This is a genomic window from Spiroplasma endosymbiont of Dioctria linearis (assembly GCF_964030865.1).
In the GTDB taxonomy this organism is placed as follows: Bacteria; Bacillota_I; Bacilli_A; order Mycoplasmatales; family Mycoplasmataceae; genus Spiroplasma_A.
The window spans coordinates 565,944-579,046 of sequence record NZ_OZ034984.1 but is presented as its reverse complement, the minus strand read 5'-3'; the positions used below and the strand labels follow the sequence as shown (position 1 = coordinate 579,046).

The window sequence follows — 13,103 nt, the reverse complement described above, 5'->3', positions numbered from 1 at the left end:
ATTTTTTTTACTTTTTTGAGATATGATGCTTTAGAAACTTAACATTATAAATTTTTTACTTTTTGAAAAATGAAGTTAAAATTTCAATATATATAATGAGATTAGAAATAATAAAGTTATATTGATTTAGAAATTTTGTAAACTCTTAAAGTAAATTACTTTAAATACAAATTCTTTAGGAGAGTTTAAAAATATAATTAATATCTAATGGTCTTTTTAAGGTAGAATCTGATTTTTTAAATTAAGGCAGACTTGTTATCAATTGATATTTTTTAAAAAATGAAACAAATCTTAGAAAAAGTTCATTTTTTCTTAATATTTTATCAACTTTTTTATTTTTTCTCTTTAATCTAATTAATATATATATGTATATAAAAATTATACGAGAAAGGAAAAAGAATGAATAAACTATTAACTATTTTGTCTAGTATTAGTTTATCAATAGAAACTATTCCATTTTTAAGATGGAATAGAGTTCAATTTTATTATAAAAACAATGATAGTATTGTATCTTATTTAGTCTACTTAAAGTTAATTGGCAATAAACTAAATTTCCAAGTAGTTAAAATAATTATGTATTATATTTGAAATAAGTTACAAAATAAAAATCAATCTATAATTGAAAAAACTATTAAAGTATCAAGCCTTACAAGTGTTAATATTGATTCTATTAAAAATAATTTTTTAAATAATGATAATAAAGTAACTTTTCTCAATTATATAAATAAAAAATATTATTATATGATTAATAAAGATACAAATTTTTGTGACTGAAGAAATTATAAAAAAAAGATTAAAAAATTAAGTGAGATGTCTTTTAAAGGCATTAAACTAAATTAGCTATGAGAAAGACTTTAATTTTTTCTTCATTAGTCTCATCAATTATTCTTACTAATTTAGTAATAAGTTGTGGACCACCAATTAGGGCAAATCCTTCATTAGACTCTGATAGAATTCCATTAGAAATCATTAATAAAATTACTGAAAAAACAATTCTTGAGTTTGAGAAATATTTAGATGATATTTATGGTAATAATGAAAATCCTAAAAAAGACTTTTATGATTTTGAAATAGAGATAGGGAAAGGGAATATCACTACAACTCTAGCTAATAAATTTACCTCATTATATGAATTAAATAAAAGGAAATATTTAAATAAAAGCAAGTATCCAACAGATAATATAAAGTTAAATATAAAAGAACTTGAACAAGATATTAATTGTAAAACAATTGATAAAATGATTTGCAAAATAGGAACAACCTTTATTGAAGATAATAATATTGTAAAAATTGGAGAGTATAATTTAGGAAGTTTTAATATTTTAATAGAGTCATTAAAAGGAATTAGCTCTTCTTACAAAAAACAATTAAATTTTCCAGTTAGAAATTACTGAATTAATAAAAAGAATTTTTCAAATCTTTGAGAAAATCATAACTTAATGAATGATCAAAAAATTCAAGAAGTTTTAATAAATGAAGATTACTTTACAATTCCTAATTTTGAAATAATGAAACCAAATGGAGTTACTTTGGAAGAACAAATAAATTTCATTACCAGCGTTGAAGACATTTTTGGTAATTGATTTTGAGAGATGAAAAAAACAAAAAGCTTTATGTATAGTTATTTAAGTAATAAATTTGCACAGATTGTTGAACCAATTAAAAGATATGACTTTAGAAAGTTTCACAAAGTAAATCCAAAAATAAATTTTTGTGAAATAAACTCTAATGAAAATTTACAAGAAAAAAATTTACATTATTGCTCTCAACTTGAAAGAATTAAAAATAAATTAAGGATTATGAATTTAGAGAATAATGAACTAGAAATAATTTTAGATATACCTTTAAATGAAAAATATTTAGATATATTAGATCCAGAAAATATAAAGAACAGCTTTAAAATGTACTTTGGAAAAATTAAATATATAAAAGACAATAAATTTTTATATTACTTTATTAATAAGTAGTTTTTTTAAAAAAGCAGAATATTATTATAAGCTTTTGAAATTATTAATTCATTATTTTTTAAAAATGAGAAAATATTGAGAATTGTTCCACTTTTTATGAAATTAATGTTGATTTTTTAAATTTATTTAAAAAAAAGAATTAATATATAAGCGTATGAGAAATCATACACGAAAGGATGAAAATATGAATAAACTATTAGCGACTTTGTCAAGTATTAGTTTATCAATCACTGCCGTTCCAACATTAGTTTTGGAAACAAATCAACATATTTTAGAAAAGAATGAGAATAATTTACTCAATTCAGAATATGCAACTATTAATTTAACTGAACTAGAATTAAAAAGTGGGGAAGTAAATTTATACCCTATTAAAAACAAATTAGATGATGAAAAATTAGTTGTGATAACTATTTTATCACAACTTTCAAAAATAAATGATAAGAAAAATGAGATTTCAGAAATTATAACTTCTGTTCAAAAAAATTATGATGACTGATTTGTGGCTATGCCACAATTGCCTACTACTGAGGGAAGTAAATCTAAGGGAGATTTAACTATGTTATATATGGGTGATAGTAATCAATTTGAAGGAATACTAAACATTCTAGATATTTCTCTAATAAATGAAAATACGGTTATAAAACCTAATTTAAGTGAAGCAATTAAAATTACTAATATGGGTGAAGTTACAAAATTAAATAGACAAGTTTTAGAGGAACTTGTCTTGGCAGCAAATAGAAAAAATAAACTAAAAGAAAGTGATTTTTTTATAGAAACAATAACTTATAAAAATGCAGTAGCTAGCTCAACTATGAATTCAGACTATACTGGTTCTGTAATTATAACTTTTGACGATCTTTTTTCAAAAGTTGCAGATGTTGGAACACAATCAGCTAGATCTGATGCATATAATTCAGAGCAATCTGATTTTAAAACTAGTGCAGTAGTAATAGATATTGATTTAGGTAAAAGTAAATTTTTAAGTTCTTATAAATATATGGATTATAGTTTAAATACAAATTACTATACTCAGGGAATGGGAAGATTCAATTATACTGTTAACCAAAAAGAACCTAATCCAAAAAATGAGCAATACAAAGATAGTAATCATATTAAGCCAAAATATAAAAGAATTAATGTTAATGAAAATACAACAATTAATGCTTTTGATTTAACTTATAAAAATGTAAATCAAGAAAAATCTTTTGGTACATTGACTACTACTTGATTAACTAATTTTAAATTTGAAATAAGACTGTCTGTAAACACTTGGGTTTGAGCTTCAGCTTGAAATGCTTATTGAGCAAGAGCAGAAGCAAGTATGTCAATATCAGACATTAAATTCAGTTAATTATGAAGAAACTAACTATTTATTCTTCATTGTTTGCAACAATTATTCCAAGCACTTTAGCTATAAGTTGTACTCCAGATTTTATTAGAGAACCTGATTTTATTGCTATTCCTTCAAAAGTGGTAAAACAAGTATACATTGATACAATTAAGGATTTTGAAAATTATTTGATCGAATACTTTGGAGACGATACTAATCCCGAAATGGATTTCTATATTCTCAAATCATACTTAGACAATTTTGAGGGATTAGAAAAAGCAATTGAAAAATTTGATAGCCTTTTTCAAAATAATAAGTTCTATGCTTTAAAAAAAATTAAATATAGAGAAGATGATATTTTTTTAAAAGTAGTTAAAAAAGAAAAAAATTATAATTGTTTAACAATTGAAGGAAGTGAGTGTTCTTCTGATAATATTTACAGTTTAGATGAGAATAAATTAAAAATAGGAGACTATCAAATAGGTAATTTTTCTGTAACAATGTATTCTAAGGAAAGTGATATATTTACCTATAGCAAAGAGATTGTTTATCCTATTAGAAATTATTGAATTGATAAAAAAAACATTTATAATCTTTGAAGAGAACATAATATGCTTAATGATCAAGGAGTACAATTCCTTTTTTGAGGAGATGACAAATATGCAATACCTAATTTTGAGGCATTACAACCTGAAGGTTTTACTCTAGAAGATCAATTAAATTTTATAACAAAAATGGAAGACATTTTTGGTAATTGATACTGAGGTATGAAAAAAACAGATAGCTTTATTTATAAAAGGATGAGTAATAATTTTATAGATATTACACCTTATGATAGTAAATATAATTTTAAAAATTTTCATGAGAAAAATCCAAAAGTAGGTTTTTGTGAGATAACTAGACCTGCAAATATTGAAGTAGATCGACTTCATTATTGTGGTCAATTTGAAGACTCCAAAAATAAATTAATTAATCTTGTTGGAAAACCTGAAAGTCCGGAACTTGAAATTTATATTAATGTAAAACTGAATCCTGATTTTTTAGGAATATTAGTTCCTACAATTACAGAAATTAGTTATAAATTTTATTTTGGAAGCTTTACAAAAGTGGCTGAGGATTTTTATCTCTATAGTTTTTAATAAATATATTTGAACTGCAATTGATGAGACACATGTGAATAGTAAAAATTTATAAGTGATTATTCTTAAAACACCATATTAGACATGGTGTTTTTTTATTTTTTATTTTTAAATTACATTTAAAGCCATTATAAATATTTTTAGTTAAAAAAAGTATAAAAGATATTGAATTGTTAATTATAAATAACTATAGAATATTATTGGTATTGGGGAGCCTAAGTAACATTATTTCCTAAAATTTTGGATCATTTCGTTTGGTGTACATCCATTTTTTAAGATTATATTTGTACTATTAAAAATTTTAACAAATTTATATATACAACTTCTGAAATGTTGATCATTATTAAATTTATTACCAAATATTAAAAAAAATACTTTTTGACTCATCTATGTGTTTGTTTTACAAATTGATTACCTTTAAAGCCTGAAACTGAATTTGATCTAATTATATTATGTTACTTACAAAATTTTTGTGTTTCTTTACTTGTAAACGCAAAACCTAAATCACTATGCATAATAATTCTAGTTATTCTAACTAAATTCATTTTTCTTACTAAACCTTCTAGCATTTCAAGAGTTACTAGTATATTTTCAGAGTTGCCAACTGAATATGAACTAATTTCATTAGAGTAAAAGTCGTATGCAGGTAAAAATAATCATTTTGTTTTAACTCCTCTAATATAAATATTTTTAAATCATGTACCATCGATTCCTATCTTTTCTAAATATTTATTAGAGCTGTAATCTCCTTTAATAAGATCTAATGAAGTATGTTTCTTATGGGTGTTTATTCCCATCCTTGTCTTTGATTTAGCAGAAGCTATTTTCTTTTTTAGTTTTAATAAAACTTCTGTTCTGAGCTCAATAATTGTTTCTCTAGAAAGTTTTATATTAAAGTCCTTTAATATCTTTAATCTAGCTTTCTCCGCACCAAATATACCATCCTTTCTTGAATAAATACTTTCTACAGCTTCTTTTGCATGAATATGATATTGTCTTTTATATTCAGGTTTTCCTCTTTTAATTCAATTATTATAACTACGATAGCCAACACCATAAATTAGAAGAGTTTGTTTCGCATCATTTCCCATTAATGATAATTCATATACTGTTTGATATATCTGATTGATATCCTTTTTTGTATATGTTTTTTTATTAACCTTTTGATAACCTATTAGAAATGATGCTATGGACTTTTTTAATAATTAAATCTCTTTCTCTGCTTGTTCTCTTTTTTTCTTTTCCTTCTTAAGTTCTATTAAATGAACACTATGTCATATTTAGGAGAAAGTAATAAACTTGAGAAATATTAAATGTTCAAAATATTTTTTGAACTTCTTATAAATATATAGATTATAATTTAAATACTAATTCTAATACTTTTCAAAAGTATTATAAGTTAATTTTTTATTTTTTTCAAAAACAGTTAGAATTTTCCAATAATTTCTTATTATAGTTTTCTAAATATTTTTAAACTATTATTTAAATTTTAAAAGGTTTCGAATAAATAAAGAGAGTAATTAAACTGTAGTTAGAATTATATGTATTGAAAATAAAAGAATCAAATATAAGAAAGAAAAAAGTATAGTCTTTTTAGTTACAAATTTACTTAATTTAGAAAAGCACAAAAAATAATTAGTATTATATAGTTTTACAATTAACATTTCTTGAGTAGTTATAGCCTCAGATAATAGTGCTTCAATTGGAGTTGTCTCAGCATCAATTGAATTTTATATACAAAAACCCAGTTTATATCTGAAATTATTTAGTAATGTATCATGATTCTATCGTGGAACATTTGCAATAATTTTGTAATATATGATTAAGTTTTTAAATTTGTATTGTTCCGCTTTTAAATTTATTTTTTTATAAGATAAATTCATTTTATGGAATTAAATATTTTTATAAAAAAATAATGCAAAGATACTAATTATTAAAATATTGTAACTTAGTAGATTTTAGAAAAAAATTATTAGCCCTTATTTTATACAATATATTTTTATTAAAATGAAAATTAAAAATAATTTATTTTAGTATTGTAATAAAATTTAGAAGGATGGTAGGGTGGGTTAGTAAGAAAGGTAAATTAAAAATGTTAAAATTATTGTCAATAATAGGAAGTATTTTATTAACAAATCCTAGTATTATTAATTTAACAACCAATATTAATAGTGAGGGAAAGGTAAAAGAGGGAAAAAATAGTGATAAAAATATTTAAAATCTTGTTAATTTTTTTATTTTCAATTACTAATAGTCAATTATTAATTAAAACTAATAACTTTGAATACCACAATAATATTGTTAACTATAAAATAAACGATGATGTAGAATATGTAATAAGTGAAATTAATAAATTTAAATATCCAAAATATAAATTTAATACATACATTACAGGATCTAATGCAAGAAACACTAATATCTCAAACAGTGACTGAGATATTAATGTTCGAATCAATATGCAAGCTATTACAAATGAATATTTATTTTCTGAAAATGAAGAATTATTGGTTTTTACTAATCCAAAATATAAAATTCCAAATGAAGAAAAAACCCCATTTGATTTTAAAAACTATAAATCTGAGTTTTTTGAGTTCAAATTTCTTTTAAATAATTTTTTAAAGACAAATAAAAATTTTTATACAACACTTGATAATAAAGTAATTAAATTAGTGTATAAGAATGAAGAATATGATATTGCTCCGACTTTCGAATATAAATTTAAAGCCGAAAATAATTATTATAGTGGTTCTTCTTTAATAGGACAACTTGATGCAAAAATGTATTTAAATTTCGATTCCATAATGGTCGAAAAATTCAATGAAAGAGATAAACAAACTAATGGTCGCTTTACTCAAATGGTACGCGATACCAAAACAGTTAAGTCTCAAAATAATATATCAGGTAGTTCTATTGGGTTTGAAAATTTACTTTTTTATATTAATAATAGTTATTTAACTAAAGATAAATATGTGTTAAAAGATATTCAAGAAATAATGAAGTATATAGATAAAAACTACATGAATGATTATGATAGTCTTTTAGCAGTTGATAACATAATGCTAATTAAAAAATTTTTACCATATCGATCTGCTAGAAACATAATTGATAGTATTTTAAATTTAAATGAAAAAAGTGTCCATAATGGATACTTTTTTTGATGTACTAGATATAGATAAAAAATTATTAATATATTTAGCTAATAACCAGTAAAGTTTATAGATTTTCTTCAACCAAATTGCTTAAAAATGGAATATAGTTTGAATAATATGGAACAAAATCAATTGTATGATTTGATAATTAAACTTTCAAAAGAAAAAACTAATTTTTGTGATTTTACTTAATACAATTACTATAAATGGTCCAACACTTAATAGTAAAAATTATAGTTATGTTAATGATAAAAAGATGATTGAGATTTGAGATAAACCTGATAAAGAAAAGCAATTAGCTTTTGAAAAAAGTCAATAAGATTAATTAAAAAATATATTAATGGGTAGAATATACACAACCTATTCAGAACTTAAAGAAAAATTTAATGAAAATTGAAAGGTAATTTATTGTTTTTTTAATTTAAAATCGCATTTTTAATACAATTGAGATAATTAATTTATCTGATTTTTTGTGTATATATAATAAAAAATAACCAATTAAGGTTATTTCATATATAATATATTTGTTACTAAGTAATGAATTATTGGAACCGAGGAAGGAAAATTTGATAAATACACACTCCATTCCCTTACTACCAGCATTTGGGGCAATAATCATTAAATATGGTATAGCATGAAACTCCTTTGTGGAGTTTTTTGTTATTAAATAAATTGTTAATCTGATATATAATATTTATAGATAAACAAAGACTAGATACTGGTCTTTTTTTATTTCAAAACATGAGAAATAAAAATGAATGAATTTTTAGAAAGAGGGATTAGTTTATTTGTAGAAGCAATTGAAGATCCAACACCAATCATAGAATATGTTATGAAAGTAATAACTCCATTATGTACGATATTGCTTGCGATTGTAGCTATTATGTTTGGATAAAAATTAATAATGACCTTAATTGAATTTTTTAATACAATTGAGATAATTAATTTATCTGATTTTTTTTGTATATATAATAAAAAATAACCAATTAAGGTTATTTCATATAATATATTTGTTACTAAGTAATGAATTATTGGAACCGAGAAAGGAAAATTTGATAAATACACACGCCATTCCCTTATTACCAGCATTTGGGGCAATAACCATTAAATATAGTATAGCATATAAAACTCCTTTGTGGAGTTTTTTTTGTTATTAAATAAATTGTTAATTATGAGTAATAAGCGATTATGTCCCAAAATACAAGATTTATCTAATAAATAGATCTTGTATTTTTTCTTTTTCTATCAAAAAAATATCAGTTAGTATGCTTTTCAAGAAGAGTGAATTTTGGGCACTTTAGTAGTTTCAAATTCTTCATTAGATAGTGTTTTAATACTTCTATGTAAGCGTTCATCTTCAACTTGAATAAGATTCTAAACGTCATTTCCAATTAGTGCATAATACTTTTTATTTATCGTTTCCATAACCATTACTTTTAACTTTGGCTTAAAGTAAATTGGAGTAAAGCACTTACAAATAAATCACTTAGTTTTTTTAAAACTGATACTATGACCATTATCAATAATTCTTTCACTTCGATAAGAGAATACAATATCTTCATCTTGATCAAATTTTCTAGTTACTGATTCTAATTGGTCTAAAGGTATTGAAAAATCTTGATTGTATTCTTGAATAAGATGGGGTAAATAATTATTTAACTGCTCAATATTTTTTAAATCTAAGAGTCTAATTATTTGAGGTCATCTTCTTTGTAATGTTCCAAAAGTTCTTTCAACTAATGTTTTTTCTTTGGGGATTGAGGTTGTTTTTGTATTTACTCCTAAAGAGTGAAAAATAAACTGCAATTGTGTATTTGAGACACTATCACCAAAATGGTCATGATTATTTTTACTACTAAAAACATTGCGATTATCACTAACATTTAGTTTTGGTAAACCATAATGTTTAAAGGCTTTTTTATAGATATTATAATAACTTTCAGTAGTTTCTTGTTCGCTGAAATAACCTGCCAAAATCCTTTTACTAGCTTTATCAATTACAATATGCAAATGACATTTTAAGTTCTTAATTCATTGATGATTTGAAGCATCAGTTTCGTAGATTTCTCCAAATTTTACAATTTTCTTTTGCGTAGGATGGGGTTTGCTTGTTATAATTGAATTTGAAAGATACTCGCGTGTTAAATTTTCTTGGTTTGCTGCCTTTAAATTTTTACGAATATCTTTTTTTGTTTTTCTGTTAAGAGTTTCAATTAAAATGTTTTCTTCTATTAATATGTGTCTAATTGCAGAGTAAATTATTTTTCTTTTCCAATTTAGTTCTCAATAATGTTTAATACTAAAGTCATAATATTTAGTTTGAAATAATTCAATTATTTCATCTTTAAATAATTGTTGAATTTTATTTATAGGTATTTTTATGAATAAAAGCTGTTGCTCCAATCTCTTGATATTCTTTAAGTTTTCTTCTTGTGTGTCTAACACTATAACCTAATTTATAGGCTGTATTTTAATAGACTCTTTTCTTAAAAATAATTGCTTAATTAATCTTAGTTGTTCTTGTTTCATGGTATTTAATAGTAGTCCTTTCATAAAACCTCCATTTATTGATTATAAAGGAGGACAAAGTCGCTTGTTAATATGTAGGGACATAATCGCTTATTACTCATAAGATTTTTTTTGTATATATAATAAAAAATAACCAATTAAGGTTATTTCATATATAATATATTTGTTACTAAGTAATGAATTATTGGAACCGAGGAAGGAAAATTTGATAAATACACACTCCATTCCCTTACTATCAGTATTTGGGGCAATAATCATTAAATATGGTATAGCATGAAACTCCTTTGTGGAGTTTTTTGTTATTAAATAAATTGTTAATCTGATATATAATATTTATAGATAAACAAAGACTAGATACTGGTCTTTTTTTATTTCAAAACATGAGAAATAAAAATGAATGAATTTTTAGAAAGAGGGATTAGTTTATTTGTAGAAGCAATTGAAGATCCAACACGAATCATAGAATATGTTATGAAAGTAATAACTCCATTATGTACGATATTGCTTGCGATTGTAGCTATATGTTTGGATAAAAATTAATAATGACCTTAATTGAATTTTTTAATACAATTGAGATAATTAATTTATCTAATTTTTTTTGTATATATAATAAAAAATAACCAATTAAGGTTATTTCATATAATATATTTGTTACTAAGTAATGAATTATTGGAACCGAGAAAGGAAAATTTGATAAATACACACGCCATTCCCTTATTACCAGCATTTGGGGCAATAACCATTAAATATAGTATAGCATATAAAACTCCTTTGTGGAGTTTTTTTGTTATTAAATAAATTGTTAATTATGAGTAATAAGCGATTATGTCCCAAAATACAAGATTTATCTAATAAATAGATCTTGTATTTTTTCTTTTTCTATCAAAAAAATATCAGTTAGTTGCTTTTCAAGGAGAGTGAATTTTGGGCACTTTAGTAGTTTCAAATTCTTCATTAGATAGTGTTTTAATACTTCTATGTAAGCGTTCATCTTCAACTTGAATAAGATTCTAAACGTCATTTCCAATTAGTGCATAATACTTTTTATTTATCGTTTCCATAACCATTACTTTTAACTTTGGCTTAAAGTAAATTGGAGTAAAGCACTTACAAATAAATCACTTAGTTTTTTTAAAACTGATACTATGACCATTATCAATAATTCTTTCACTTCGATAAGAGAATACAATATCTTCATCTTGATCAAATTTTCTAGTTACTGATTCTAATTGGTCTAAAGGTATTGAAAAATCTTGATTGTATTCTTGAATAAGATGGGGTAAATAATTATTTAACTGCTCAATATTTTTTAAATCTAAGAGTCTAATTATTTGAGGTCATCTTCTTTGCAGTGTTCCAAAAGTTCTTTCGACTAATGCCTTTTCTTGAGGGATTGACGTTGTTTTTGTATTTACTCCTAAAGAGTGAAAAATAAACTGCAATTGTGTATTTGAGACACTATCACCAAAATGGTCACGATTATTTTTACTACTAAAAACATTTCGATTATCACTAACATTTAATTTTGGTAAACCATAATGTTTGAAGGCTTTTTTATAGATATTATAATAACTTTCAGTAGTTTCTTGCTCACTGAAATAGCCTGCTAAAATCCTTTTACTAGCTTTATCAATTACAATATGCAAATGACATTTTAAGTTCTTAATTCATTGATGATTTGAAGCATCAGTTTCGTAGATTTCTCCAAATTTTACAATTTTCTTTTGCGTAGGATGGGGTTTGCTTGTTATAATTGAATTTGAAAGATACTCGCGTGTTAAATTTTCTTGGTTTGCTGCCTTTAAATTTTTACGAATATCTTTTTTTGTTTTTCTGTTAAGAGTTTCAATTAAAATGTTTTCTTCTATTAATATGTGTCTAATTGCAGAGTAAATTATTTTTCTTTTCCAATTTAGTTCTCAATAATGTTTAATACTAAAGTCATAATATTTAGTTTGAAATAATTCAATTATTTCATCTTTAAATAATTGTTGAATTTTATTTATAGGTATTTTTATGAATAAAAGCTGTTGCTCCAATCTCTTGATATTCTTTAAGTTTTCTTCTTGTGTGTCTAACACTATAACCTAATTTATAGGCTGTATTTTTAATAGACTCTTTTCTTAAAGATAATTGCTTAATTAATCTTAGTTGTTCTTGTTTCATGGTATTTAATAGTAGTCCTTTCATAAAACCTCCATTTATTGATTATAAAGGAGGACAAAGTCGCTTGTTAATATGTAGGGACATAATCGCTTATTACTCATAACATAAGAAAAAAAATAATATTGTATTTAATTTTAAATACTATTGTGATATTATAAAAATGAAAAGAAGAAAAGAAAATGAAAAATTTATTAAAATTATCTGGTGTAATAGGATTGTTATCTACGCCTTTAGCAAGTAATTCATTAATAATAAATAAAAATTTACTTTTAAAAAATAATGAAATTTTGGAAAATATGAAGGAAAATAGGTCAGTAACTGCAGACTCTACAACTGTACCAATAAGTATAAGTGATGAGGTTACAACAAAGGCAACTGGAACACAAACAAAAGAAAAATATGGTACTAATTTAACTACTATTTCTAATAGTAATTGACAAAGTGACTTCCAGGATACTTCACGCATTATTGCTAATGGAAATTTTAAGTATGGTACTTATACAAATGGAAAAGAAAGAGACAGTTTAACACTAAGTATTAAAGATATTGGTTTGAATAAGAGAGTATGAGAAAATGATGATACAGTGGATTCTTGAAAAGGATGAGGACATCATACATCAAGAATTAAATTAACAGTTGAAGCTACAAATAATATTCATGATAATACTATTTCAATTAAAGTGGATTACTATATTTATGCAAGAACAGCAGGAGCAGTACATAGTTGTAGTACTAAAATTAATTTAAACAGATTATTTTTTGTAACAGCCTAGTAATAAAGGACAATTATTTTAATTGTCCTTTATTACTATTAAAATAAGGA

General features: G+C 23.5%; 11 protein-coding genes and 2 pseudogenes. 10 read left to right on the top strand and 3 right to left on the bottom strand.

The features are described 5' to 3' along the window. The first annotated feature begins 399 nt into the window (after nucleotides 1-399). From AAHM84_RS02460 to AAHM84_RS02445, 4 genes are all read left to right on the top strand, one after another. The gene (locus AAHM84_RS02460; RefSeq protein WP_342259331.1) at nucleotides 400-840 is read left to right on the top strand and encodes a hypothetical protein; all 441 of its coding nucleotides are present in this window, start codon (nucleotides 400-402) and stop codon (nucleotides 838-840) included. 2 nt (nucleotides 841-842) lie between these two features. Continuing rightward, nucleotides 843-1,967, top strand: a complete 1,125-nt coding sequence (locus AAHM84_RS02455) for a hypothetical protein (protein WP_342259330.1) — start codon at nucleotides 843-845, stop codon at nucleotides 1,965-1,967. Between the two features lie 184 nt (nucleotides 1,968-2,151). Continuing rightward, entirely contained in the window at nucleotides 2,152-3,318 is a 1,167-nt protein-coding gene (locus AAHM84_RS02450) for a hypothetical protein (protein ID WP_342259329.1), read from the top strand. 2 nt (nucleotides 3,319-3,320) lie between these two features. Next, complete coding sequence (locus AAHM84_RS02445; protein WP_342259328.1) at nucleotides 3,321-4,436, top strand: hypothetical protein; 1,116 nt, start codon at nucleotides 3,321-3,323, stop codon at nucleotides 4,434-4,436. Between the two features lie 455 nt (nucleotides 4,437-4,891). Here the strand turns inward: AAHM84_RS02445 and AAHM84_RS02440 are convergent, their stop codons facing one another. Continuing rightward, nucleotides 4,892-5,527 carry a hypothetical protein gene (locus AAHM84_RS02440; RefSeq protein ID WP_342259327.1) on the bottom strand — a complete coding sequence of 212 codons (636 nt, stop codon included), beginning with the start codon at nucleotides 5,525-5,527 and terminating at the stop codon, nucleotides 4,892-4,894. A gap of 1,001 nt (nucleotides 5,528-6,528) precedes the next feature. On the opposite strand from AAHM84_RS02440, the gene AAHM84_RS02435 reads away from it, so the two are divergent. From AAHM84_RS02435 to AAHM84_RS02420, 4 genes are all read left to right on the top strand, one after another. Then, a complete protein-coding gene (locus tag AAHM84_RS02435; protein ID WP_342259326.1) occupies nucleotides 6,529-6,654 on the top strand; it encodes a hypothetical protein in 126 nt (41 codons plus the stop codon). Beyond that, nucleotides 6,638-7,612: a hypothetical protein gene (locus tag AAHM84_RS02430; RefSeq protein ID WP_342259325.1), complete on the top strand. Its 975-nt coding sequence runs from the start codon at nucleotides 6,638-6,640 to the stop codon at nucleotides 7,610-7,612. Before AAHM84_RS02435 ends, AAHM84_RS02430 begins: the two co-directional genes overlap by 17 nt. Nucleotides 7,613-7,763: 151 nt before the next feature. Next, the gene (locus tag AAHM84_RS02425; RefSeq protein ID WP_342259324.1) at nucleotides 7,764-7,904 is read left to right on the top strand and encodes a hypothetical protein; all 141 of its coding nucleotides are present in this window, start codon (nucleotides 7,764-7,766) and stop codon (nucleotides 7,902-7,904) included. A gap of 435 nt (nucleotides 7,905-8,339) precedes the next feature. Then, nucleotides 8,340-8,480 carry a hypothetical protein gene (locus tag AAHM84_RS02420; RefSeq protein WP_342259323.1) on the top strand — a complete coding sequence of 47 codons (141 nt, stop codon included), beginning with the start codon at nucleotides 8,340-8,342 and terminating at the stop codon, nucleotides 8,478-8,480. A 316-nt stretch (nucleotides 8,481-8,796) separates the two neighbouring features. On the opposite strand, the pseudogene AAHM84_RS02415 reads toward AAHM84_RS02420, so the two are convergent. Beyond that, nucleotides 8,797-10,138, bottom strand: a pseudogene (locus tag AAHM84_RS02415) (ISNCY family transposase). Nucleotides 10,139-10,507: 369 nt separating this feature from the next. Between AAHM84_RS02415 and AAHM84_RS02410 the strand changes: the two are divergent. Then, nucleotides 10,508-10,654 carry a hypothetical protein gene (locus AAHM84_RS02410; protein WP_342259321.1) on the top strand — a complete coding sequence of 49 codons (147 nt, stop codon included), beginning with the start codon at nucleotides 10,508-10,510 and terminating at the stop codon, nucleotides 10,652-10,654. Between the two features lie 308 nt (nucleotides 10,655-10,962). Here AAHM84_RS02410 and AAHM84_RS02405 read toward each other — a convergent pair. Next, nucleotides 10,963-12,304 (bottom strand): annotated as a pseudogene (locus AAHM84_RS02405) (ISNCY family transposase). 155 nt (nucleotides 12,305-12,459) lie between these two features. Between AAHM84_RS02405 and AAHM84_RS02395 the strand changes: the two are divergent. Then, on the top strand, nucleotides 12,460-13,053 hold the full coding sequence (locus tag AAHM84_RS02395; RefSeq protein ID WP_342259318.1) for a hypothetical protein: 594 nt from the start codon (nucleotides 12,460-12,462) through the stop codon (nucleotides 13,051-13,053). The last annotated feature ends 50 nt before the right edge of the window (nucleotides 13,054-13,103 follow it).